The sequence below is a fragment of the Mesorhizobium sp. M0854 genome, assembly GCF_040319815.1.
Lineage (GTDB): Bacteria > Pseudomonadota > Alphaproteobacteria > Rhizobiales > Rhizobiaceae > Mesorhizobium.
Map to the genome: position 1 here is coordinate 64,808 of NZ_JAMYOL010000022.1, position 23,216 is coordinate 88,023.

Consider the following 23,216-nt stretch of genomic DNA (forward strand, 5'->3'; position numbering starts at 1 on the left):
CTCCGGTCATGTCTGAGCCAACACCTCGACGAGCGCCTCGACCATGGCGGAAATGTCGGCTTCGCCGATATTGAGCGTCAGCGAGATGCGCAGCCGCGACGTGCCCTCGGGCACGGTCGGCGGACGAATGCCGCGTATGTCGAAGCCGCGGGCCTGCAGGCGCGCCGCCACTGCCATGGTGCGCCTGACATCGCCGATCACCAAGGGCTGGATCTGAGAGCCACTTGGTATCACGCCGCAGCGATCGACCAATTGGCGGCCTGCGAGGGCGACGCGTTCATGCAGCTGAAAACGCCGCATAGGCTCGTCGGCGAGCATTGCGAGCGCTTCGCGCGCCGCGACCGCCATCAGCGGCGATGGCGCGGTGGCGTAGATGAATGGCCGGCAACGGTTGATCAGATACTGGCACAGTGTCCTCGGCCCGGTCACGAGCCCACCAGATGCGCCGAGCGCCTTGCCGCAGGTGTGGAGCGCGACGATGTTGTCGCGGCCCTCGAAAGCGGCGGCCAGCCCCCGGCCGTCCGGTCCCCAGACGCCGGTGGCATGCGCCTCGTCAATGACGATGAATGCGTCGTGCCGATCGGCAAGCGCGACCAGGCTCTCCAAAGGCGCGCAATCGCCATCCATGCTGTAAAGGCTTTCCACCGCGATCCAGACGCATCCCATGCCGCCTTTGGCGCGCCAACGTGTGATCGCATCCTCGACAGCATCGACGTCGTTGTGCGCGGCCAGCTTGAACTCGGCACGTCCGGCCTGTGCCCCCTCATGCATGCTGGCATGGGCGAGCTCATCGAGGACCAAAAGGTCGCCCTTCTGCGGCAGCGCAGTCAGCAGAGCGAAGTTGGCGATGTAGCCGCTGCCGAAGAACAGCGCGCGGTCGGCTCCAAAGAATGCCGCCGCGTCTGCCTCGAGCTGCTCGTGTTCCGGTGCATTGCCGCGCAACAGCCGCGACCCGGTGGCGCCAACCGGCGTGCCCCGCGCAATCGCCGCCGCAACCGCTTCGCCAAGTCTTTTGGAGGCGGCAAGCCCGAGATAGTCGTTCGACGAGAAGTCGCGCCCGGCGCGCGGCTTCAGCGTCCGCAGCCGGTCCTTGCGCGCCAGTCCCTGCAAGGTCGCCTCATAGCGGGCAAGCGGTGCCCCGTTCATTGCGCCTCGAGTTCCATCGGCTCGATGCCAAGGCGCCGGAACAGCAGGGTATCCTTGTCCTCACCGGGATTGTCCGCCGTCAGCAGCGTGTCGCCGACGAAGATCGAGTTGGCGCCGGCAAAAAAGCACAGCGCCTGCATCTCGTCGGTCATGGCCGTACGGCCGGCGGAAAGACGGATATGCGATTTCGGCATCATGATGCGCGCCAGCGCGATCACGCGCACGAATTCGATCGGCTCGATGGGCTTGGCGTCGGCAAGCGGGGTGCCGGGGATCGGGATCAGCATGTTGATCGGAACGCTTTGCGGATGTTCCGGCAGGTTGGCCAGCGTCACCAGCATGCCGATCCGGTCCACCGGCTCCTCGCCCATGCCGACAATGCCGCCGCAGCAGACCTTGATGCCGGATTGGCGAACGTGCTCGAGCGTCTCGAGCCGCTCGGCAAAGCTGCGCGTGCTGATGATCTCGCTGTAGTAGCGTTCCGACGTATCGATGTTGTGGTTGTAAAAGTCGAGACCAGCCTGCTTCAGTCGAGCGGCCTGCTCAAGATCGAGCATGCCGAGCGTCATGCAGGTCTCCATGCCCAGCGCCTTGACGCCTTCGACCATCGCCACCACCGCATCCATGTCGCGCGCCTTGGGGTTTCGCCAGGCCGCGCCCATGCAATAGCGGGTTGCGCCGGCGTCACGCGCTTTCTTCGCCTCGGCGACGACGCGCCGGACCTCCATCAGCTTCGACGCCTTCAGGCCGGTCTCGTGATGCGCCGACTGGCTGCAATAGCCGCAATCCTCCGGGCATCCGCCCGTCTTGATGCTGAGCAGCCGGCTGAGCTGGACCTTGTTGGGATCGAAATTCTGGCGGTGCACGGTTTGCGCGAGGAAGAGGAGATTGTTGAAGGGGGCATCGTGAAGTGCCCGAGCCTTCTCCAGGGTCCACGCTCCAGGGTCAGGGGATTGAGCCTGTGGCGATGTCTGCGTTGGACTGGCTGTTTGCATGTCCATGCTGTTCCTCCGGTTCTGCCTTGCTTTGCTGTCTGATTGATGACGATCGGAAAGGACAGTTGATTCGATCCTGTCCGTTCCTCAGGCAATCATGAGCCCCAATAGTCGAGGCCGATATCCAAGATCGGCGCGCTGTGGGTCAGTCGGCCGACTGAAATCAGATCAACGCCGGTCGCGGCAATCGCTCGCGCTGTATCGGATGCGATCCCGCCAGAAGCCTCGGTGATAGCACGGCCGCCAACGATTGCGACGGCGCGGCGAAGATCGGCGAGGGACATGTTGTCGAGCAGAACCGCATCGGGAGCGAAGCCAAGTACCTCCTCCAACTGGGCCAGCGTATCGACCTCGACCTCGATCTTGACGAGATGACCGGCCCGTCTTCGTGCTCGCTCGAGCGCCGGGCGAACGCCGCCTGCGATGGCGATGTGGTTGTCCTTGATCAGAATTGCGTCGTCGAGGCCGAAGCGGTGATTGGATCCGCCACCTGCGCGCACGGCGTATTTTTCGACTGCCCGCAATCCGGGCGTCGTCTTGCGCGTGCAGACGATCTTCGCGCCATATCCACGAACCGCGGCGACGATCGATGCCGTTGCTGTAGCGATGCCGCTCAGATGGCACAAAAAATTGAGTGCCGTCCGTTCGGCTGTGAGAATGGCCCGGGCAGGGCCAACCACTGATGCAATGACCTCTCCATCCATGACATTGGAGCCGTCTGCCCGCTCCACCGAGATTTCGATATCAGGATCAATCAAGCGGAAAGCGAGCATCGCCAGATCGAGGCCGGCGACAACTCCGGACTGGCGCGCCGCCAGCACGGTTCCCGCTTGGCGTTCCTTCGGGACGATGGCCTCCGTGGTCAAGTCGCCGGCTCTGCCAAGGTCTTCAAGAAGAGCTGCCCTTACAAGCGGCTCAAGCATGACCGTGGGAAGCGGTGAGAGCGTCATCACTTTGCCCCTTCGAGGCTTGGCGAGTGTCCGAGTTCCCGCGCAGCGGCCAAGGCGGCTTCGAGGGTGATTTCGGACCGTCGGGCGACAGTCGCATGATGAGGAAAGTCTGTCCGGTAATGAGCGCCGCGGCTTTCTTCGCGCAACAGGGCGGCAACCGCGATCATTAGCCCGACAGCCGCCGGATCCGAGGCCGCGTCCTTGCTTTCGGCGAGCGGCAATAAGGCACGTGCGGCTGCTTTCAAACCTTCACCATCCCGGACGATGCCGAGTGCGCGCGACAGGAAAACACGCACGGGTGTCGGAGCGGGCGATGGGTAAACGTCCGCAAACGCAGGCTTTGTTCTGCGAGCAGGCGTTCCAGCGACACTTTCAGCGACCCAGCGCGCGCATACGACGGCCTCGGTCAAGGAATTGCTGGCGAGCCTGTTGGCGCCATGCAGTCCTGTCGAAGCGACTTCGCCGCAGGCCCACAGCCCCTTGACGGACGTCCTACCGGAGCCGTCCACGGCAACGCCACCCATGTGGTAGTGTTGGGCCGGACGAATGGGGATGAGATCGCGCGCGGGATTGATGCCCGCTCCACGACAGGCTGATGCGATTGTCGGGAAGTGTCGAGCGAATTCCGGGCCAGGCCGTTGCCGCGCGTCGAGAAAAACACGGTGGCCGTTGGCAAGATGGTTCCAGATGGCGCGCGCCAAGACATCACGAGGCGCAAGTTCCGCCCCTGGCACGCTCTGGAGAAAAGCCTGGCCGGTTTCGTCGATCAGGGCAGCACCTTCGCCGCGGACGGCCTCGCTGACCAGCACCATAGGGCGTTCCGGGCCGTCAAGCGCGGTCGGGTGGAACTGGATGAACTCGAGGTCGGCAAGGACAGCGCCAGCGCGGGCCGCAAGCGCCAGGCCCTGTCCGCAACTGCCGCAAGGATTGGTGGTGTCGAGAAACAGTCCCCCGATCCCACCGGTGGCGAGGACGACCCGCCGTGAGCCGAAGAAGACAGGTCCTATCGAACCGCTCGCCCAGACGCCTCGGATCGCATTCTCTCGCACCGCCAGCCGGCGCGCTTCCACGCCCTCCACGACAACAATCGACGGAGTGGAACGCACAGCCGCGATCAGGGCACGCATGATCTCACGCCCGGTGCCGTCACCATGCGCATGAACGATGCGACGTCGGCTGTGTGCGGCCTCCAATCCGAGGCACAGTGATCCTTTCGGCGTACGGTCGAAGGGAACCCCAAAGCCCGCAAGCCCCTCTATCGCCTTGGGCGCGGCTTGGAGGATGCGGCTCGCCACGTCTGTGTCGCAGAGACCATCCCCGGCGGCAAGCGTATCGGCCAGATGCAGTGCCGGATCGTCGTCTTCGCCGAAACTTGCAGCCAGACCACCCTGTGCCCACGTGCTCGAATTGTCAGCTCCCAGCAGCGTCCTGGACAGAAGCAGCACCGGCTCCGGCGCCAGTTGAAGCGCGGTCATCAGTCCGGCGATGCCGCCGCCGATGATGATGGGCCGCCCGAAGAAGCTGCGGACATCGGCGCTCAAATTGCCAGCATCCGTTCGACCGCAAGCCGCGCGCGCCCGGCGATCCCGGGTTCGATGGTTACGATATGGTGGTTCTGCTCGAGCGCCATGCGGATGTTGGCAAGCGTAATACGCTTCATGTGCGGGCACAAATTGCAGGGCCGGATGAACTCGACCTCTGGGTGCGCTAACGCGACGTTGTCGCTCATCGAACATTCCGTCATCAGCACGACACGTGCCGGCCTTTGCCTTTCGACATAGTCGGACATGGCAGCGGTCGAGCCGGAAAAATCTGCTTCAGCCACGACGTCGGGCGGGCATTCGGGATGCGCGAGCACGATCACGCCGGGATGGCTTTCGCGCAACTCGCGGATGTCGGCCGGTGTAAAGCGCTCATGCACCTCGCAATGCCCTTTCCAGGCGATGATCTGCACATCGGTCTGGGCGGCGATATTCTGGGCCAGATATTCGTCCGGCAACATGATCACCTGGGGAACGCCAAGGGATTGGACCACCGCCTTGGCGTTGCCGGATGTACAGCAGATATCCGACTCGGCTTTCACTTCGGCCGACGTGTTGACATAAGTGATGATCGGCACGCCGGGATAACGCTGGCGCATCAAGCGCACGTCTTCTGCCGTGATCGATTCCGCCAACGAACAGCCTGCCCGCAGGTCGGGAATGAGCACCGTCTTTTGCGGATTGAGCAGCTTGGCCGTTTCGGCCATGAAATGTACGCCGGCCAGCACGATGACTTGCGCCTCGATCGTCGCAGCCGTGCGGGCCAGTGCCAAGCTGTCGCCGACGATGTCGGCGACGCAATGGAAGATCTCGGGGGTCTGATAGTTGTGCGCCAGGATGATGGCGTTGCGCTCGCGCTTCAGTGCAAGGATCGCCTCGATATCCTCGACGAAAGCCGGCCATTCGATCGGCGGGATCACTCGTCGGACGCGCTCGTAGAGAAACGCGGTCGCAGGCAACATGGCGCTCATCGACCCCTCCGGCTTATACTCTAGTTGAAAATAACCAGCATATACTTGCTGTGAGTATAAGCGATGTCAACCCCGCGCCAGCGGCAATTTTGTCCCGGCGATGACCCTCTCGTCGAGAACGGCGTGGCGGAACCGGTAAAGCTTCGCTGGCCGGCCGCCGGTCTCCGCGGTTGCCTCTCCGGTCTCTTCGACCAGCTCCTGCTGCTCGATCAGCCGGCGAAAGTTCGGCTTACGCACGAGCCTGCCGGCAAGCGCCTCCACGGTTCGCTGCAGCTGCAAAAGCGTGAAGACCGGCGGCATCAGCTCAAAGACGACCGGCCGGTATTTGATCTTGGAGCGCAGCCGCGCAATGCCGGTCGCCACGATGCGGCGATGATCGGCGACCATAGACTTGCTGGGCACCAGCGGAGGCAGCGTCGCGTCCCGTCCGCTTCCGGCCTCTTGGACCAGGCCTGCTTCGTAGACTAACTCATAGCGTTGAAGCGTGAGTTCCTCGTTCCAAAGGCGGTCGTCGAAGCCGAAGGCTATCGTCGCCCGCTGCCAGCGTTCACGTCGCGTGGCCGCGTCGCTGACGCCGTCTGCCCATTCAATCAGGCGCGGTCGCAGAACGTCCAGCACGACCGGAGGCGTGCCGGAGCGGTGGTCCTCCCATGGAAAATATTCATACCAGCTCTGCCAGCCGCACTTGGGCGAGCCAGCTGCCTGTTCCTTGCGGGTCAATGCGAGATAGCTGATGGAGATGACGCGCTGCTGGCGCTCGGCGCCGATGCGATCCCGATCCGCGAAGGTGTAGAGTTGCTCAATATACCCCAGCGGATGGCCGGTCTGCTGCTCGACCCACCCCCTCAAACCGGATTGCAGCGATCGGTGCTCAAGCGCAAATGGTCCGGAGGGCAGGGTGTCCGCCTGGCCGATGGTGAGGACACAGGGTTCACTGTCGTTTACGGCGACGACAAAGGCGATCAGGTCCACTTTGACTTCGTCGGCCTTGACGGCGGCTCTGTCTTTCCTGGGTCCTTTTGCCTGATCGTCCATGTTCGCGAAAGTGGTTGGCCAGCTCGGGGGCGCCTGAATCGATTTAAGTGTAAGCGCGCCTGTCCGCACGTCAACACCGCACAGCTGCACGGCCATTTTTAGCTCTTCGCACTTGCACAAAAATGTGGCAAACGCGACACCCGCGGTTGGTAACGTTGGGGAAGGAGGGTCCATTGAGTGCGTTTGGTGACACCAAGGCGATCACACCGCCGAATATTCGTTCGCGCAAAGGTGGGACGCCGCTCGTCTGCCTTACCGCCTATACGACGCCAGTCGCCCGGCTTGTCGATCCCCATTGCGATGTGGTGCTGGTCGGCGACAGCGTCGGCATGGTTCTCCACGGCCTGCCCTCGACGCTCGGTGTGACGCTGGAGATGATGATCACGCACGGCCAGGCCGTGCGCCGTGGCCTCGAGCAGGCGCTGATGGTCGTCGACCTGCCGTTCGGTTCCTTCGAGGAAAGCCCCGAGCAGGCTTTCCGCAATGCCGCGCGCGTCATGGCCGAGACCGGCTGCGCGGCCGTCAAGCTCGAAGGCGGCGAAACGATGGCAGAGACGATCGGCTTCCTCGCCGCGCGCGGCGTGCCGGTCATGGCCCATGTCGGCTTGACGCCGCAGGCGATCAACACCATCGGTGGCTACCGCGTGCAGGGCAGAGGCGGGGATGCCGAGCGCATCAGGCGCGACGCGCTTGCGGTGAGCGAAGCGGGCGCCTTTGCGGTCGTGCTGGAGAAGGTTCCCGAGGCGCTCGCCCGCCGGATCACCGGGGAGGTGGCGACCCCGACCATTGGCATCGGTGCCTCGGCAGCCTGTGACGGCCAGATTCTCGTCGTCGACGACATGCTGGGCCTCTTCGGCGACTTCCGGCCCAAATTCGTCAAGCGCTATGCTGAACTGGGGGAGGCCGCTGCGGCTGCGATCGCGGCCTATGCGCGGGAAGTGAAGGAGCGCCAGTTTCCGGCCGCCGAGCACGTGTTTGCCGATGCGCCCAAGCCCGCCGACGCGGACGCGGCCAAGAGCGGAGAAGCAGCGTGAGCGTGCCGATTGTCAGGAGCGTTGCCCAGCTTCGCCAAATCGTCGCCGCATGGCGCGGCGAGGGCGTGAGGATTGCCGTGGTGCCAACGATGGGCGTCCTGCATGAGGGCCATCTCAGCCTAGTGCGCGCGGCACTCGAGAAGGCCGACCGGGTGATCGTGACGCTCTTTGTCAACCCGAAGCAATTCAACAACCAGGCCGATCTCGCCGCGTATCCGAGCACCGAGGACGAGGATGCCGCCAAGCTGGCACCGCTTGGCGCGCACCTGCTTTATGCGCCGGATGCAGAGGAAATGTATCCGGCGGCCTTCGCCACGACCGTTTCGGTGTCCGGTGTCAGCGAGGGCCTGTGCGGTGCCTTCCGGCCGGGACATTTCGATGGCGTGGCGACCGTCGTCGCCAAGCTCTTCCTGCAGACCAGCGCTGACTTCGGCTTCTTTGGCGAAAAGGACTTTCAGCAGCTTCAGCTAGTCAGGCATATGGCCCGGGACCTGGATATTCCAATCACCATTGTTCCTTGTCCGACAGTCCGCGAAGCCGACGGTCTTGCACTATCATCGCGCAATGTCCGGCTCTCACCAGCAGAGCGTGCTGTTGCCCACAAGCTACCATCGGTCTTGCTCGGGACGGCTGAGCGGCTTGCCCGCGGCTCGCCCGTCCTGCCAACGCTTGCCGAAGCGCGCGCAGCAATTCTGGCTGCAGGCTATCGCGAGATCGAATACCTGGAACTTCGCGACGAGGCAGATCTGCGACCCATGACAAGCCTTGACCGACCTGCACGCTTGCTTGTCGCGGCCTGGCTCGGCGGCACACGGCTCATAGACAACGTCAGAATATCAGGGGTTTTAACAGGTTAACGGGGTTCTCGGCACGCGCTGTATCCGTCCGGGATCGTTTAAAACAAGGTCTCTGCCTGGCATCGAGCGATCACGGAGGTTACGCAAAGCGCAAATGCATCGCGTGTTTGAGAACTTCGTCGAGCAACTGTCTGCAAGTGTTGATGCTGCCGATCTCCGTGAGGCAATGGCATCCGCTGCAGCCGGCTTCGATTTTCCGCTATTCGCCTATTTCACTTACCCGTCGGCCTCCGGCGACGCCCCGCAATTGATCTCAAACTATCCTTCATCCTGGACATCACGTTATCTGCAACAGCGGTACCACAGTCTTGATCCGGTCATCCTGCGCGGGCTGCAAGGCTGGGATACCTTCGATTGGGGTGTGGATCGCGCTCGGCACTGTCTGCCGAATTCGCAGCATCAAATTCTGGAGAGTGCGGCTGAGTTTGGCATCCGCGGCGGCCTGACGATGTCCATGCATGATCATCGCGGCCGGTTTGCTGCCCTGACCTTTGCTTCCGACGAGTCCCGTCCGCCTCTGTTGCGGTCACTGACACGTTACGAAAAAGCATTGCAGCTGGTGGCCATCAACTTTCATATCCATGTCCGGCGCAGGCTCGCCGACGATCGCGTGGTGGATGGTGTAACGCTCACCCCGCGGGAGTTCGAGTGCCTGAAATGGGCGGCGCGCGGCAAGTCGGCTTGGGTTATCAGCCAGCTTCTCGGCGTCTCAAAGCGCACCGTGACCTTTCATCTGGAAAACGCCAAGGCAAAGCTTGGCGTTCGAACGATCAACCAGGCCGTTGCACGACTGGTTGCCTCCGGCCAGGCGAGATCCTGATTCTTCTGCCACGATAGCTGTAAACCTCTACAGGCTGCATCGTTGCCAGCTTTGCCCTTCGATGGCGGGAACACATCCCGCACGGAGGCGACCATGATGCAGCTGATAACACCAGACCTTTACAACGAGTTCGCAAGCGAGCTCAAAGAGATGCACGGGCTCAGGTTTCGGGTGTTCAAGGAAAGGCTCGATTGGGAAGTTGATACCGAAGACCAGATGGAAACAGACCCGTTTGATGGTCTGAAGCCTGTCTATCTGCTCCTCAAGGGATCCGACTGGCGAATTCGCGGTTGCGTGCGTCTTTTGCCCAGCACCGGACCCACAATGTTGCGCGACACGTTCCCGGTGCTGCTGGGTGCTGACGTCATGCCCTCGACTGCCGACATATGGGAGAGCAGTCGTTTCGCGCTCGATCTCCCTCCGTCGGCGCCCAAGGCAGCGGGCGGGCTGGCCCAGGCAACCTACGAGCTCTTCGCGGGCATGATCGAGTTCGGCTTGGCCAAGGATCTGACCCGGATAGTAACGGTGACGGATACGCGCATGGAACGGATCCTTCGCCTCGCGACGTGGCCATTGTCGCGCATCGGACAACCCAAGTCCGTCGGCAAAACGGAGGCGGTGGCCGGGTTTCTCGAGATTTCCCGCGCGAGCCTTTTGCGCATCCGCAGCAGGGGACGTCTGAGCGGACCGGTACTGTGGCAACCGGTTCTAGGCCCGTCGGCATTGTGGACACCTGAGCCGTGAAGGATGCTGGTCTGCCCAAGGAAGCGACGGTCGGTCTTGAATGCTGGCCGGACTGGCGTCGTCACGAAGCTTACCACTACGCCAGACGATTGCCGCGCACTGCCTGGGCCTGGGAGTTTCTTCGGCGCAATCCACAATTCCAGCGCGACCACGCCAAAATGGCACCGTCCGCCTGCATTGTCGGAGCCCAGGCCGACATGAAGATAATCGAGTTGACGACAGGATCATCTTTCCTAAGACAATGGAGCCTCCTTTTTCGCGGACGCGCCACAGTCGGACGCTACGTCGGCAAGGGTCTTTTGGGATCCGCGCGACTGCGCCCGTATCCTACGAGCGGCCGCGGAGCCGGTTGGGCTCGACCACGATTTTGAACCGCTTGATCTTTCTTCGCTCTCATGCTGCAAGGACATCCTGCTGACACCTGCCGGCGTGCAGCACGTGCTGCTGAGGGAGGACTGCCGGAGTCTGCAGATCGCCCTTTCCGGTGCATCCGTTCTCCGCCCGTTGCGGCTATATGTCGACGCGATCGTGCAGCCGCAGCACCTGAAGTTCCATGTCGCTGCCCTTCAGTTCCTGAACGACATCAATGGTTGCGGCCGCCTGGCAGCAGCTTGCTTTCCGCCGGAGCCCCGCGGAGCGCGTCTGCGTCTCGTGCTCCAGGCTTTGGATGGCTCGCTTGCGGGAGCATCTCATCAGGAGATCGCCATTGCCCTGTTCGGGAGACGCCGTGTCGAAGAAGATTGGTCTCATCCAGGTAGCCATCTTCGCGATCAGGTGCGTCGCGCCATCCAACGTGGCCGCTACCTGATGGGCGGCGGCTATAGACAATTCCTGATGTAATTCGGGTGACAGCTTAGTGATTGTCTTATTCGAAAACGCGCAGGCATCAATCTCCATTTCTCACTGCTATTGTGCCTTATACAAAACGTGACACGCGCCTAGCTAGCTGAACCCTTCTAACCCTATCGGAGAGGGCGCCGCGCGGACTGGCTCGGCCACATAACCACCGACGGGAGTTCCCCACCGTTGCTCCGCCCCCGGCGCTGTGCCGCACGTTGGTTCGAGACCGCTATGATGGTGAAACCTCTCGCCCGATGGTCCACAAGAAGGGGCCATCTCATGCACGATCTCGGCCATGACCACCGGTGGCTTCTTGCCGGCAGCACTCAGGCGACTATGACGGGCGCAGAGCCGACCCTGCGGCTTCCAGACATTCGTGTACAGCTTCAGACCCTCAAGCCGAGCCCGCAGGGCCTCGCTTACCTTTTACGGGGCGGCGGTACGTCCAAGCCGCTTCAACAGTTAAGAATTTCGCAAAGACGATACCCCCGGATCGTCGAGCTTCCGCTGCCACTTCCCGCATTCGCCGAGGCGGTCAATGACCCGCCCTTCACAATAGTTATCCGGCAAGCATCTGGATGCGAGAGATAATGTTGCCGGAGGCATCTCTCATGGCTTCTACACCTGCCTGAACGCCAGAACCGCGTTCGTGCCGCCAAAGGCGAAGGAGTTGCTCAGTGCCACGCGCACCTTGCGCTCGCGTGCCACATTGGGCGTGACGTCGAGATCGCAATCGGGGTCCAGCTCACGATAATTGGCAGTCGGCGGCACGACGCTCTCGCGGATAGCCATCACGCAGGCGATCAACTCGAGCGCGCCGGACGCGCCGAGGCAATGCGCGTGCATGGACTTGGTAGAAGAAATGGACATTGAGAAGGCGTGCTGACCGAAGACGCGCTTGATCGCCGCCGTCTCGATCTGGTCGTTGGCCTTGGTGCCGGTGCCGTGCGCGTTGAGATAGTCGACATCCTCGGCGTCCAGCCTGGCATCGGCAAGGCAGGCCCGCATTGCTGCCTCCGGCCCCTCGACAGTCGGCGCGACGATATCGGACGCATCGGCGGAAAGGCCGGCACCGGCAATTTCGGCAAGGATGGTGGCGCCCCGAGCCAGGGCATGCTCGTAGCTTTCCAGCACCGCCATGCCGGCGCCTTCACCAAGCGACAGGCCCTGGCGATCGGCCGAGAATGGCCGGCAAGTATCGGGCGAAAGCACGCGGATCGCTTCCCATGCCTTCAGCACACCCCATATGAGCGGCGCTTCGCTGCCGCCGGCAAGCATCACGTCGGCCCGGCCGAGCCTGATCTGGTCCACCGCGCAGGCAATCGCATGGTTTGCCGAGGAACAGGCAGACGTGACGCCGAAGACCGGCCCGCGCAGGCCGAGACTCATGCTGACCTGGCCGGCAGCGGCACCCGGCATCGCCTTGGGTACAGTCAAGAGAGCGGCACGCTTACCGCCCAGAAGGATGGCGCGGTAGGTTTGCTCGATCGCATCCCACCCGCAGCCGCCAACGCCCACCGTCGCACCGAAGCGATAGCTATTTCCCTCTTTGGAGGAAAGTCCGGCCTGACGCATGGCTTCGCGCGCCGCAAGCACAGCGAGCAGGCTGAAGCGGTCCATGGAGATGAGTTGCTTGCCGTCGATGTCATGCTCCGGCAGCGCCTTGATCTCGGCACCGATCCTGACCCTCAATTCATGGAGCTCGGAGTTGACGATTGGGCCGATGGCGGAGCGGCCTTCTCGCATCTCTCTCCAAATGGCGGCGGCGTTGGTCCCAAGCCCGCAAATCCCGCCAATCCCAGTAATCACGACGCGCCTGTCCATTCACACCCCCTTAGCGAGCAAGGTGCGCACGGCTTCCACCATGTCCCCAACATTCTGGAGATCCGACCATGCCTCGGCCGTATTCATCTCGATCTCGATGCCGTAGGCCTGCTCCAGGTCCCAGAGAACGTCCGCCAATCCCAGTGAATCGATACCGAGCGAAGTCAGTCGCGTGGCAGCCGTTATCTCGCCGCCCGTGGCAGGCGCTATGCCGCCCTCCGACGCGGCGCGCTTCTTGATCATGGCGATTATTTCGTTGGCGAGTTGATCTGCCATCTTGTTCCTTTCCAGCTTGCGTTTTCGGCGTCGTTCAAAACCCGAGTCGCGTCGCGTTGCCAAAATTGCCCCTCATAGAGCCTGTGCGACCGACCAAGCCCAATGCCCATAGGAACCGGACGAGTTCCGGCTCTGCGGCGTCAGGCCGATGAGGAAGAAAAGTCGCCGGCCTCCCGCTTTTGCGCCAGCACATCAAGAATCTGCGTGTAAATGGATAGGAACCGTCGTCAAACGTCAGCTAAACGCTGCGACGGTGGGTGCTGTCAGCGTATTCACTCGGCACCTCATATGTAATCGAGATGTTTCATAGCTCCGGACCATTGCGATCAACTATTGTACCGGTCCACCATTCGTCGGAGAGTTCGACATGATCGGAGCGCTGCCTCTCATTCCCAGTACAATCTCCACCGCACGCGACAGATTTCCTCTTTCGGGCTCTTCTCAAGGGACTCGCCACGCGATAGAGGCAGTGATCGGCGTACGTTAGGTCCTGCCAAGTCCATGCGACATTCCGGAAAATTGGTAAAATCGTTTGTTTCAATCAAATGCATCCACGCTATGGATAGCTAAGACATGCGTTTCAAGGGCTCGATCTGAATCTTCTCGTCGTTCTCGACGCGCTGCTGAGCGAGCGCGGCCTCACGGCGGCGGCACGCCGCATCAACCTAACCAAATTCATGGGGGTTGGTGGATGTGGCGCAAGCCGTTGAAATGACGTAGGATTTGGTTTCTTAAGCCGATCCGAACCATTTCCCGGAGACCACACCCACCATGAACGATCTTGCGCTGCCGCTGAGCGGTTTGTCATCAGTCGGCGGCAAGTCCGTCGTCGCCCGTTTCGACGGCGGCATGCTGTCGTCCAACAGCGGCGTTCTGGCCTTGGCCGAGGTGGAAAAGCGGTTGCGGGTGGCCGAGCGTCTGGCGCGTTGCATCGACGATCCGCGCTGCCCGGACCAGGTCGTCTACAGCCTGGCGGACATGATCCGCTTTCGCATGAAGATGATCGCCGCCGGCTACGAGGACGGCAACGACGCCAACCGGCTGCGCCGCGATCCGGTCTTCAAGATGGCCCAGGATGCGCTGCCGTCGGGTCGGGATCTGGCGTCGCAATCGACGCTGTGCCGGCTGGAGAACCTACCCGGCGTGCGGGAGCTGGTCGCGATGGGACGGGCGATGGTCGATCTCTATTGCGCCTCGTTCCGGCAGGTGCCGAAGCGGATCGTACGCGACACTGACGACACCTTCGACGCTGTGCACGGAGGCCAACAGCTTCGCCTGTTCAATGCCCACCATGACGAGTACGGCTTCCAGCCGATCGTCGTGTTCGATGGTGCGGGACGGTTCGTCAGCGCGATCCTGCGACCGGCCAAGCGGCCGAGTGGGGCTGAGATCCGCCCCCACCTGCGCCGTCTGGTGCGGGCGATCCGGATCAAATGGCCGAACATTCGAATCCTGCTCCGCGGCGATACCCATTATTGCAACCCGCAGGTCATCGACTGGTGCCGCGCCAACGACGTCGACTTCATCTTTGGCCTCGCGCCCACCACGACCCTGCGCAAGCATGTCGCGGATCTGGAGGCCAGCACGACGGCGCGCTTCGAAGCGTCGGCCAAGACAGGCAAGGTCCGCAGGTTCAAGGAGTTCGTTGACGGCGCCGCTAGTTGGAGCCGCGTCGGCGCATCATCGCGCGGGTCGAGGTCGGCGCCCAAGGTGGCGATATCCGCTTCGTCGTCACCAACCTTGCCGGTGGGAAGGCCAAGGCGCTCTACGAGGATGTCTACTGCCGGCGCGGCGCGGCCGAGAACCACATCAAGTCGTGGAAGACGCATCTTGCCGCCGACCGCACATCCTGCACCAGAGCGACGGCCAACCAGTTCCGGCTATTCCTGCATGCCGGCGCCTACTGGATGATGTGGAGCCTGCGCGCCGCGATGCCGAAGCGTTCCAGCTTTGCCGCCGCCCAATTCGACACGCTGCGATTGCGCCTCATCAAAATCGCTGCGCGGGTGGTCGAGATGAAATCGCAAATCCGCCTGCACCTGCCGACATCGTGCCCCGACCAGCGCATCCTGCGCATCCTCCTCGATCGCATCCCCCAACTCGCGACATAACGATGGGGCAGACGCCCCGAAACGAACCCGTCGACCGCAACCTGCAAACCCCCGCCTGCCATCACGACGGAGCAATCCCGGCGCCTGACGAGGCGCGTGGAAAAGCACCGCAACCGCGACCACAACGTCGCTTCAGGCCGTCAAAAGCTTATCGCCGTGCATCAAGGCGGCTAGTTCTTCCGCTGCGGGAATCGGGTTTGAGTAAGACGGACAGTGCATTCATGCCCCGAGAATCCTGTTGACCGTTACGAACCCCAAGAAAGCCGGCGCTGAGTGAAACGGTCGCTGAACGTGCTCTGTGGCGTGCGCCGCCTGACTCTCGGTTTCGGCCATGCCGACTAACAGCGTATTGATAGGCCATCGCGGGCTAAGCTCTACCGGCGAAAGCCGCGTCAACAGCGGCAGGCAATCAGAAACTGGATCGGCGGCGACGATGATTATGATCAACGTGACGAACACGTGAATCATGCCGACGGCGCCGACGCTGCCGATGATGATGATGCCGATCATGCGTCGCTGATGCTGCCTAACTACAGTGCTTGTGATCATGCCGATCACCGCGTGATCACGAGCGGCGGCGCTTCGTGTCAGGTGCGTAGCCGGGATGGTCGCGCATGGCCGATTGTTCCTTCGTGCCGCGGGGTGTGGGCTTGCGTTCGGTCATGAAGGCGTCAGGCGCAACGAGAAGTTTAGATCAGGGGCTCATCCATGGGCTGGATGATAGTCATCCCTACAATCAATTGTACCAATATTACCGAATACTACTACAAGATCCCCAATGAAAGCGGCCGGATGGGTATCCGTCTCGCGTGGGCTGAAGCTGCCGGCAACAATGGGAAGACGAACATGTGCGGGATTGTTGGCATCGTTGGGCAACAGCCGGTGTCGGATCGGTTGGTCGACGCATTGAAGCGTTTGGAATATCGCGGCTATGATTCCGCCGGCGTTGCGACGATCACCGAAGGTGCCTTGCACCGCCGGCGCGCCGAGGGCAAGCTCGTCAATCTCGAGAGGAGACTGAAGGAAGAGCCGCTGAGCGGCAACATCGGCATCGGCCATACGCGTTGGGCAACCCATGGGGCCTCGACGGAACGCAATGCGCACCCGCACTTTACCGACGGTGTCGCCGTCGTCCATAACGGGATCATCGAGAATTTCACCGAGCTGAAGGACGAATTGGCGGCGGCTGGCGCCGAGTTCCAGACCGACACCGACACCGAGGTCGTCGCGCATCTCTTGGCAAGACACCGCCGGGAGGGCATGAGGCGGCAAGAGGCGATGCGTGCCATGCTGAAACGCGTCAGGGGCGCCTATGCGCTTGCCGTCCTCTTCGAAGATGATCCGTCGACCATCATGGCGGCGCGCAACGGACCACCGCTGGCGATCGGTCACGGCGACGGCGAGATGTTCCTGGGCTCCGACGCGATCGCGCTCGCTCCCTTCACCAATGAAATTACCTATCTCATCGAGGGCGACTGGGCCGTTGTCGGCAATTCGGGCGCCCATATCTTCGATTTCGACGGCCACCCCGTCGAGCGTCCGCGCCATACCTCCACGGCCGCGGCCGATCTGGCCAGCAAGGGCAATCATCGCCACTTCATGGAGAAGGAAATCTGCGAGCAGCCCGAAGTCATCGCCCATGCTCTCCGTCACTATAGCAACATCATAGAGAATCGCGCCGACATGGTTTCTGGCATCGATTTCGCCAGGATCCCGAGCTTGGCGATCTCGGCCTGCGGGACCGCCTATCTCGCCGGACTGATCGGAAAATACTGGTTCGAGCGCTACGCGCGCCTGACGGTTGAAATCGACGTTGCGTCCGAATTCCGTTACCGCGAGATCCCGTTGTCGCCGCAGTCGGCGGCTCTTTTCATTTCGCAGTCCGGCGAAACCGCCGATACGCTCGCATCGTTGAGGTACTGCAAGGAGCGTGGGCTGAAAATTGGCGCTATCGTCAATGCCTGCGAATCGACCATCGCTCGGGAGGCCGATGCGGTCTTCCCGATCCTTGCCGGACCGGAGATCGGCGTCGCCTCCACCAAGGCGTTTACCTGCCAGCTTGCCGTTCTAGCCGCACTCGCCATCGGCGCCGCCAGAGCCCGCGGGACCGTAACCGAAGACGAGCTGCAGGCGCTCGTCAGGAGCCTCGCCGAAGTGCCGCGCGTCATGGGCCAGGTACTCAACAGCATCCAGCCGGAGATCGAGTTCCTGTCGCGCGAACTGTCAAAGTGTCGTGACGTCCTGTATCTCGGCCGTGGCACCAGTTTCCCGCTAGCGATGGAAGGTGCGCTGAAGCTCAAGGAGATTTCCTACATCCATGCCGAGGGCTATGCGGCGGGTGAATTGAAGCACGGTCCGATCGCATTGATAGACGACAACATGCCAGTGATCGTCATCGCGCCCCATGATCGCTTTTTCGACAAGACCGTCTCCAACATGCAGGAAGTGGCTGCCCGTGGAGGGCGGATTATCCTCATCACCGATGAAAAAGGGGCAGCCGCATCGAAACTCGACACTATGCACACGCTCGTGCTGCCGGCTGTCGACGAGATTATCGCGCCGATGATCTTCTCGCTGCCGATACAGCTTCTTGCCTACCACACGGCGCTCTTCATGGGCACAGATGTAGACCAGCCGCGCAATCTCGCAAAATCGGTCACGGTCGAATGATTGCGGACCTTTATAGGTCGCGATGCTCGTCCATCGAAAGCGCTACCCCCTGTCTGGATCCGAAGCCCGGATGAACCAGATGACCATTGTTTGCTGCAATTTCGGGAAACTCGCCGTCGCCGCATCATGACAATCGCCATCCTTTTTTCGGCCGGTCGGGCGATTGCACAGGGCAGCCGGATCGAGCTTGCTCAAGCCGACGTCAGCACAAAAGCGCGCGGCCCTTTCGGCTGTTTCCTCGGGCGCCCCATCCTTTCGGTCTCCGAACAAGCATCGGCGGCTTAAAAAATTTCGTTAACAGCGGTGATCGATGTGTGATTCAAGCACAAGCGCGTCTTTCGCTGCATCGGCGGTGGAAATTGGTCGAAGGTATCAGCGTCCGCGAGGCTGGGTGGACGGTGCCGCGAATAGCCACTGGAGGCGTCAGGGGGAGTTCGAGTTGCTGTTCAAGAAAGCCATCGGCGAGAGTGAGTCGTGTAGGATCGCAGGTCGAATGCGCTACAGCCGATCAGGCCATCTCAGGGTGGGCAGGTTCTTAGAACTTGATCAGAAGCAGGTGAGCCGCCATATTCCGACCCGGCTGCCAATTTCAAGTGGCCCATTCCATGGATGAGGCCGGTCCGGCCGAATGGACGTCCATTTTTTTGATTTGCTGGGTGTGCGCCAGGGTCGGGGAGGAAATCTCCCGATTTGTCAGGCGCTCCCATCTTCTTGGAGATGTTTATGAAGGATTCGCGCATTCCCGAGCCAGTCTTGACGGCTATGTCGCAGGGGACCCACATCATCCGCGCTTATCGTGAGCACCTTGGGTATTCAATCGAGGACCTCGCGGTGGCGTGCGGGCTTGCCGCTGAGGAAATCCAAAACATCGAGCGGGGTGTGAGGTACAACAAGGGCTATCGGGATCGGATAGCAAGATCGCTGTCCATACCTGTGGGAATTCTTGAGGCAGAGGCGGACATATCGGACGCCGCCTGATCAGTCGGATAATCTGCAATGGGTGGAAGACCGCTCTTGTGATGTGAAGTTTGCGGCTGATAGTCGTCGCTTGATTCCGTTGGACGCGAATGCCTTCTGGCGCAGTACCGCCAAGAGAATTCTCGTCACTGTCCGATGGAACTGCACACGGGCTCGCCGAACAGGAAGTTGGAACGCTTCGTCATGCTGTCTTAGGCGATATAGCCGCCCGGAGTGCTGCGACACGTGCACGATAGCATCGGCTCGCGACGATGGATTGCTAACAGCGAACTCATGCTGGTCGGCAAGGCGATACTGGCTGGAGCATCAACTCGGCCGACGAGAGTGGCCCCCCATCCTAGACTAGGCAGGATCGGCCGACATGGCCGGCATCGCGCGCCGCTCTGAAAAGAGCACAGCGGGCATCCAGACGCTGCCGGGTTGACTATGGGTGTCGGAACCGCAAAAAGGGGCCGCTCTTCATGAGTGGCGTGCGCCGGCAGTCTAACCCCAAGCCCCCCGCCAGGCTGCCGGCGCGCTTCTAGGAACATCGAGGTAGGGCACTACGCTTCCTTGTCCGACTACGCCTCGATCAGATCCCGAGCAGCCAGCCAGTGTTCGACCGTCGCTTGCGCCTCTGCCCGATGAGGCCTTGTGCTTCCTCCAGCGAGTCAAGCCGATCACCATGGGTGTCGCCAGTTCTGGTGCTCACCCACGTGCCATTTGCGATCTTGTGTCGGTGAGAGCACCGCAAGCACCTCCCCTGCTAGAGGGCAAGGCGGCTTGCGTCGCCCGTGTTGTTACTATTCTTCGCTGTGGTCGGAGTTTTTTTCCTTGGCATCGGAATCGGGACATTCGACTTTGCAAAAAAATAGACCATCGTGGTCGATCGTCACGCCTCCGAGTTCGGCGGCACGATGGGACGACAACGGCAGCGCAAGTTCCATTTACGCGAGGGGCTCGTCCCTTCAACTACTTGATGATTTGCGCTTTGCGTACCTCCGTGCATGTTGCTCGATGCCAGGCGGAGACCTCCGTCTAAACGATCGCGCATCGATGCAACGCCCACGCGTCGATCGCCATCATCGCGGCGATCGCTGGTGCGAGAGCCAAAGTTGTATCCTACGTCCTTCGGATCTAATTGAAATCCAGGCATATTTTTTAGGAAGGTATTCCACACCCAAAGTTTTGTACCTAGCACACCCAAAGTTGTATACCTGAGTGCGCTTTGGAGGTTTCCCTTGGTGGTTTCCAGCCTTTCCAGATCAATTCCGGCACCTCGATCTGGGCGAGGAATTCGTGGATCTATGCAATCACGCCATTGACCGCGCTCAGTGTCATTCGGCGGGCTGCCTTTTGAGACGACGGGATCAGCTGCCGTCGCAGTCAGCCCTGTTTCTGGCCGACACTCTGACGCTACCCTGGGCCTTTGACCACACTCGCCCCGTGGCGGAGCAGCCCGGCGCGACCACTGCACCATTTTCCCATCCAAGACCGTCCAGGTTCGACTTCGACGAGCTTCCGGTTTCCGCAGTCATCTGCAAGGCAGCGCGGACATCAGCAGCGGTATGCATGGCGAGCCGCTTGTAGACGTTCACTGCCATCTCGACCTCTACACGGACTTCGAGGACCTCGTCCGGGAATGCGATCGTAGGCATCTACACGCTTGCGGTGACAACAACCCCAAGGGTTTGGCAACGCAATTACGAACTGGCCTCGCGGACCAGACACGTACGCGCTGCGCTCGGCATCGATACAGATCCTCCAATGACGCAGAGGCCAAGTACCATAGTTCCCGTCTCGGCTCTCTCGCATCGGCACACCGGCACCGATTCAAGCCGCCGTCACGCATCGGCTGGCATTGTGCGCTCGTTTTGCTTAGACTTTGCAAAGTCTGCTCACAAGCAGAAACAACTTCCTAGAATTCAGATAGTGGACCGTAACCTGAGGGATTCCAAATGAGCAGCCATCAGCTTCAGATACGCGGTGTATCAAAGATCGATTCTCTCAAGCTCCAGAATGAACTCGGTGAGGGAAATTCGACCTTTGAAGCCGATTCCCTCTCCGGCGGGCGTCACGGCGACCTTGGACTTGGTGTTGTCACCGTCGTGCTGACGCTGGCCGCGCTGAAGGTTGTCGGCAGGTATCTACTGCGGAAGCACAAGAGCACTGAGTGGACGGACACCACCGTCGAAATAAAGGACGGCAAGAGAATCGAACGGACGGTCATCTACAAGCGAAAGGAAAGCGAAGCGCCCGAAAAGACGGTGGTCGAGGCCATAGTCGAAGCGCTCGGGATAGATCTATCCACCTTGGCAAGCTGAATAGGAGGCTGTCCATGGCGAGCCACATTCACTGTTCGCAGGGCAGCGATCGGAACTGGACCGATCCGATTTCAAACTGGACCGGATTGTCCGGCGTCGACGTCTTCCGCGATCAAAAATGGTTCATAACGCGGGGCCGTCTGCCGTCGCAGATGTTCGCCGCCTTCGCCCACGAATTCACCCATCATTGGTGCTTCCATTCGCCGGTCGGGGCCGCCATCGCGTATCTTCGCCTTCGTGCTCGCACCAGGGCGAAAGCTGTCTCCGGCCTCCATCCTGCCTCTGAGGAGTTTCGCACTGGTGCGGCGGAGGTCCTAGACGACCTTCTCCGGTCCGACGTCGCTCTCAAATTGATGCGGCCCTTCGCCGAGGGGCTCGCCCAGTATGCGGAGTACGATCTGCTTCCCGGACAATCGCGCCTGATCTCCGAAACGGCGAAGTGCATTTTCCAGGCGTTTCTGCCCGTGAAAATGCCGTTTGTCGGCGACGAGGAAATGCTGACGATCCTGACTGGTATCATCTCCGACAATCGCATGGGTGAAAAGCTAAGAGAGCGGAAGGAGAATCTTCTTGTATCGTCACTAGAATGTGACGAGGGGGGCTATCTTGCCGGATATATGGTTGTAAAAAATCTACGTTTTTTGCTTTTGACCGAGCGAAAATGCACAGCATTGTTGGACCAGGATCACTATCTCGGCTTCATGCGGAGTTTTATTTACGAGGACTATGGCTTTGTCGATGAGCTGCTCGATTCCGACCGCTTGGGTTATGACAGTGTTCAGGCCGTTTCGGTCTATTTTCAGAGGCGCCTGTCGCATGTGGCCGCCAACCTCACGAACGACATGCTGGAACAGTTCGAGAAATTTGTTCTTGAACAACAGGGGCGCACGCTAGAGGAGCGGGAGCTGCCAATTGTACTATCCGAACCGGCGGCCGTGGAGCGTGGCAAGGCGAGGCTCGACCGGCTGCGAAAGGCAGCATCTCCCTACATTAGCCGCGACGATATGTGGCGCGTCGCTCAGCGATCCATCATCTGCGTCGGCCGTTTTCGGGACCGCGTCAAGGTGACCGAAACTGGCTTCGTTGAGGCCATTACCAATCCCGAAATTGGCACGGACATGCCGCCGGAGATGCCAAGATGGGCGTTCAAGACGGGCGCTCTTCCCGGCACGCCGCCCGGGGAAGGGCAAGGGTCGATTTCGTTCTTCATTTGCCTGGGACCCGCGCAGTACCGGGCCGTGGCGGTTCATCTGGATGACCGGCTCGTGGTCGCGACGATTATGCCGCACGATGTCTCCGATAGCGCCAAAGAGCATTTTCTCTCTTTTCAGACGAGCTATGACAAGGCAGCCGCGCAGGACGACTTGGCCGAGAAGGGTATCGACCAGGTCGTCGCCGACGCCGGTCTTACGGAGGAACTCCTTCATTTTCGGGAAAATGTGTCGTGGGTTGCCAACAAATTCTATAAGCAGAGGGCGCTGCTGCTTACGCCGGACGAAAATCTGGACTCGGTCGAGGAGGATATGAGGCAAGACGGTTTGCTTCATGTTCTGGACGATGACCTGGGGCTGATAGAAGCCCTGGCCAGACTTGGACTGCTGAACAGCATATCCTGGGATAAGGTTTTCCTGGCCAAATATTTCCCGTCAGGTCTGCAAGGCCTCCAGGCCGCTGTCGATAGGATAAAGGAGTGCCAGCAGCGTTCCGGGGTCCGCTTGATAGACGATTTCGGCAATGCCCTCTATGTCCATGTCTGAGCGAAACAGCGATAGCCCTTGGCTGGTAAAGGGCTCGTGTGCAGCTGCCCTTCCCTAACGGGTGCCGGCGGCAAGCCGATCTTGGGCCGCATTTCAAAGCGCGGCAGCACGTATCTGCGAACGCTGTTCATCTAGGCGGCGAAAGTCCTCCTGATGCGACCACATAATTGGGAACGATACAGCTTCGGAGCATGGCCGAACTGTACCCCTCCCTCTGACAGGCACCTGAAGGAAACGTCCACGGTCGCTGCCGGGCTATGCTGTCTCAGTGACGTTGCTCCCAGTTTCTATCCAGTTTTGAGTTCGTTTCCGGCGTGGGTTGTGCCCTGCTGGGCGGGTGAAGCGACGGGCGCTGGCGCGGAGC

21 protein-coding genes and 2 pseudogenes are annotated in these 23,216 nt (G+C 61.1%); 12 read left to right on the forward strand and 11 right to left on the reverse strand.

Annotated elements, in window-relative coordinates; translation table 11 throughout:
- Positions 1-6: 6 nt before the first annotated feature.
- The 6 genes from NKH99_RS25130 to NKH99_RS25155 all read right to left on the reverse strand — a co-directional run bounded on the left by NKH99_RS25130 (position 7) and on the right by NKH99_RS25155 (position 6,638).
- Positions 7-1,146, reverse strand: coding sequence for an 8-amino-7-oxononanoate synthase (locus NKH99_RS25130; RefSeq protein ID WP_353016152.1), 1,140 nt, complete (start codon positions 1,144-1,146; stop codon positions 7-9).
- Positions 1,143-2,141 carry a biotin synthase BioB gene (gene bioB, locus NKH99_RS25135; protein ID WP_352684237.1) on the reverse strand — a complete coding sequence of 333 codons (999 nt, stop codon included), beginning with the start codon at positions 2,139-2,141 and terminating at the stop codon, positions 1,143-1,145. Before bioB ends, NKH99_RS25130 begins: the two co-directional genes overlap by 4 nt.
- Before the next feature lie 95 nt (positions 2,142-2,236).
- On the reverse strand, positions 2,237-3,091 hold the full coding sequence (nadC, locus tag NKH99_RS25140; protein WP_352469119.1) for a carboxylating nicotinate-nucleotide diphosphorylase: 855 nt from the start codon (positions 3,089-3,091) through the stop codon (positions 2,237-2,239).
- Entirely contained in the window at positions 3,091-4,632 is a 1,542-nt protein-coding gene (locus NKH99_RS25145; protein WP_353016156.1) for an L-aspartate oxidase, read from the reverse strand. The genes nadC and NKH99_RS25145 overlap by 1 nt, the downstream gene beginning before the upstream one ends.
- Positions 4,629-5,603 carry a quinolinate synthase NadA gene (gene nadA, locus NKH99_RS25150; protein ID WP_352508058.1) on the reverse strand — a complete coding sequence of 325 codons (975 nt, stop codon included), beginning with the start codon at positions 5,601-5,603 and terminating at the stop codon, positions 4,629-4,631. Before nadA ends, NKH99_RS25145 begins: the two co-directional genes overlap by 4 nt.
- A gap of 66 nt (positions 5,604-5,669) precedes the next feature.
- A complete protein-coding gene (locus NKH99_RS25155) occupies positions 5,670-6,638 on the reverse strand; it encodes an NUDIX hydrolase (RefSeq protein WP_023722073.1) in 969 nt (322 codons plus the stop codon).
- Positions 6,639-6,811: 173 nt separating this feature from the next.
- Between NKH99_RS25155 and panB the strand changes: the two genes are divergently transcribed.
- The 7 genes and pseudogenes from panB to NKH99_RS25190 form a co-directional block, all read left to right on the forward strand.
- Positions 6,812-7,672, forward strand: a complete 861-nt coding sequence (gene panB / locus NKH99_RS25160) for a 3-methyl-2-oxobutanoate hydroxymethyltransferase (RefSeq protein WP_353016158.1) — start codon at positions 6,812-6,814, stop codon at positions 7,670-7,672.
- On the forward strand, positions 7,669-8,529 hold the full coding sequence (gene panC, locus NKH99_RS25165) for a pantoate--beta-alanine ligase (RefSeq protein WP_353016161.1): 861 nt from the start codon (positions 7,669-7,671) through the stop codon (positions 8,527-8,529). The genes panB and panC overlap by 4 nt, the downstream gene beginning before the upstream one ends.
- A gap of 94 nt (positions 8,530-8,623) precedes the next feature.
- Positions 8,624-9,349: a LuxR family transcriptional regulator gene (locus tag NKH99_RS25170; protein ID WP_353016163.1), complete on the forward strand. Its 726-nt coding sequence runs from the start codon at positions 8,624-8,626 to the stop codon at positions 9,347-9,349.
- A gap of 93 nt (positions 9,350-9,442) precedes the next feature.
- Positions 9,443-10,093 carry an acyl-homoserine-lactone synthase gene (locus NKH99_RS25175; protein ID WP_352692545.1) on the forward strand — a complete coding sequence of 217 codons (651 nt, stop codon included), beginning with the start codon at positions 9,443-9,445 and terminating at the stop codon, positions 10,091-10,093.
- On the forward strand, positions 10,090-10,464 hold the full coding sequence (locus tag NKH99_RS25180; RefSeq protein WP_352572089.1) for a transcriptional regulator domain-containing protein: 375 nt from the start codon (positions 10,090-10,092) through the stop codon (positions 10,462-10,464). Before NKH99_RS25175 ends, NKH99_RS25180 begins: the two co-directional genes overlap by 4 nt.
- A gap of 157 nt (positions 10,465-10,621) precedes the next feature.
- On the forward strand, positions 10,622-10,933 hold the full coding sequence (locus NKH99_RS25185; protein ID WP_245274808.1) for a DUF2285 domain-containing protein: 312 nt from the start codon (positions 10,622-10,624) through the stop codon (positions 10,931-10,933).
- A 467-nt stretch (positions 10,934-11,400) separates the two neighbouring features.
- Positions 11,401-11,565, forward strand: a pseudogene (locus NKH99_RS25190) (LysR family transcriptional regulator); the annotation flags it as partial.
- On the opposite strand, the gene NKH99_RS25195 reads toward NKH99_RS25190, so the two are convergent.
- Together NKH99_RS25195 and NKH99_RS25200 are read right to left on the reverse strand one after the other, a co-directional pair.
- Positions 11,552-12,757 (reverse strand): beta-ketoacyl-[acyl-carrier-protein] synthase family protein, encoded by a 1,206-nt coding sequence (locus NKH99_RS25195; RefSeq protein ID WP_023679610.1) that lies wholly within the window; start codon positions 12,755-12,757, stop codon positions 11,552-11,554. The pseudogene NKH99_RS25190 and the gene NKH99_RS25195 overlap by 14 nt on opposite strands.
- Positions 12,758-13,033 (reverse strand): acyl carrier protein, encoded by a 276-nt coding sequence (locus tag NKH99_RS25200; RefSeq protein WP_352852551.1) that lies wholly within the window; start codon positions 13,031-13,033, stop codon positions 12,758-12,760.
- Positions 13,034-13,804: 771 nt separating this feature from the next.
- Here NKH99_RS25200 and NKH99_RS25205 point away from each other — a divergent pair.
- Positions 13,805-15,144: pseudogene (locus NKH99_RS25205) on the forward strand (IS1380 family transposase).
- Positions 15,145-15,363: 219 nt separating this feature from the next.
- Here the strand turns inward: NKH99_RS25205 and NKH99_RS25210 are convergent.
- Positions 15,364-15,654, reverse strand: coding sequence for a hypothetical protein (locus NKH99_RS25210; protein WP_352572085.1), 291 nt, complete (start codon positions 15,652-15,654; stop codon positions 15,364-15,366).
- 336 nt (positions 15,655-15,990) lie between these two features.
- On the opposite strand from NKH99_RS25210, the gene glmS reads away from it, so the two are divergent.
- Together glmS and NKH99_RS25220 are read left to right on the forward strand one after the other, a co-directional pair.
- Complete coding sequence (gene glmS, locus NKH99_RS25215) at positions 15,991-17,814, forward strand: glutamine--fructose-6-phosphate transaminase (isomerizing) (RefSeq protein WP_023679615.1); 1,824 nt, start codon at positions 15,991-15,993, stop codon at positions 17,812-17,814.
- Positions 17,815-18,537: 723 nt separating this feature from the next.
- Positions 18,538-18,792, forward strand: coding sequence for a helix-turn-helix domain-containing protein (locus tag NKH99_RS25220; protein ID WP_031212627.1), 255 nt, complete (start codon positions 18,538-18,540; stop codon positions 18,790-18,792).
- A 782-nt stretch (positions 18,793-19,574) separates the two neighbouring features.
- Here NKH99_RS25220 and NKH99_RS25225 read toward each other — a convergent pair.
- Positions 19,575-19,718 (reverse strand): hypothetical protein, encoded by a 144-nt coding sequence (locus tag NKH99_RS25225; protein WP_353016166.1) that lies wholly within the window; start codon positions 19,716-19,718, stop codon positions 19,575-19,577.
- Positions 19,719-20,141: 423 nt separating this feature from the next.
- Positions 20,142-20,429, reverse strand: coding sequence for a hypothetical protein (locus tag NKH99_RS32800; protein WP_502900107.1), 288 nt, complete (start codon positions 20,427-20,429; stop codon positions 20,142-20,144).
- A 300-nt stretch (positions 20,430-20,729) separates the two neighbouring features.
- Between NKH99_RS32800 and NKH99_RS25235 the strand changes: the two genes are divergently transcribed.
- Positions 20,730-21,095 (forward strand): hypothetical protein, encoded by a 366-nt coding sequence (locus tag NKH99_RS25235; RefSeq protein ID WP_353016168.1) that lies wholly within the window; start codon positions 20,730-20,732, stop codon positions 21,093-21,095.
- Between the two features lie 14 nt (positions 21,096-21,109).
- The gene (locus NKH99_RS25240; protein ID WP_353016171.1) at positions 21,110-22,852 is read left to right on the forward strand and encodes a hypothetical protein; all 1,743 of its coding nucleotides are present in this window, start codon (positions 21,110-21,112) and stop codon (positions 22,850-22,852) included.
- Positions 22,853-23,216: the final 364 nt, after the last annotated feature.

Coding starts and splice junctions, on each gene's coding strand:
- NKH99_RS25235 (WP_353016168.1), top strand. CDS start 20,730: ATGAGCAGCCATCAGCTTCAGATACGCGGTGTATCAAAGATCGATTCT.
- NKH99_RS32800 (WP_502900107.1), bottom strand. CDS start 20,429: ATGCCTACGATCGCATTCCCGGACGAGGTCCTCGAAGTCCGTGTAGAG.
- nadC (WP_352469119.1), bottom strand. CDS start 3,091: ATGACGCTCTCACCGCTTCCCACGGTCATGCTTGAGCCGCTTGTAAGG.
- NKH99_RS25195 (WP_023679610.1), bottom strand. CDS start 12,757: ATGGACAGGCGCGTCGTGATTACTGGGATTGGCGGGATTTGCGGGCTT.
- bioB (WP_352684237.1), bottom strand. CDS start 2,141: ATGCAAACAGCCAGTCCAACGCAGACATCGCCACAGGCTCAATCCCCT.
- NKH99_RS25210 (WP_352572085.1), bottom strand. CDS start 15,654: ATGATCGGCATCATCATCATCGGCAGCGTCGGCGCCGTCGGCATGATT.
- NKH99_RS25130 (WP_353016152.1), bottom strand. CDS start 1,146: ATGAACGGGGCACCGCTTGCCCGCTATGAGGCGACCTTGCAGGGACTG.
- NKH99_RS25220 (WP_031212627.1), top strand. CDS start 18,538: ATGAAGGATTCGCGCATTCCCGAGCCAGTCTTGACGGCTATGTCGCAG.
- NKH99_RS25200 (WP_352852551.1), bottom strand. CDS start 13,033: ATGGCAGATCAACTCGCCAACGAAATAATCGCCATGATCAAGAAGCGC.
- NKH99_RS25175 (WP_352692545.1), top strand. CDS start 9,443: ATGATGCAGCTGATAACACCAGACCTTTACAACGAGTTCGCAAGCGAG.
- glmS (WP_023679615.1), top strand. CDS start 15,991: ATGTGCGGGATTGTTGGCATCGTTGGGCAACAGCCGGTGTCGGATCGG.
- NKH99_RS25225 (WP_353016166.1), bottom strand. CDS start 19,718: ATGGAACTTGCGCTGCCGTTGTCGTCCCATCGTGCCGCCGAACTCGGA.
- NKH99_RS25240 (WP_353016171.1), top strand. CDS start 21,110: ATGGCGAGCCACATTCACTGTTCGCAGGGCAGCGATCGGAACTGGACC.
- nadA (WP_352508058.1), bottom strand. CDS start 5,603: ATGAGCGCCATGTTGCCTGCGACCGCGTTTCTCTACGAGCGCGTCCGA.
- NKH99_RS25170 (WP_353016163.1), top strand. CDS start 8,624: ATGCATCGCGTGTTTGAGAACTTCGTCGAGCAACTGTCTGCAAGTGTT.
- NKH99_RS25155 (WP_023722073.1), bottom strand. CDS start 6,638: ATGGACGATCAGGCAAAAGGACCCAGGAAAGACAGAGCCGCCGTCAAG.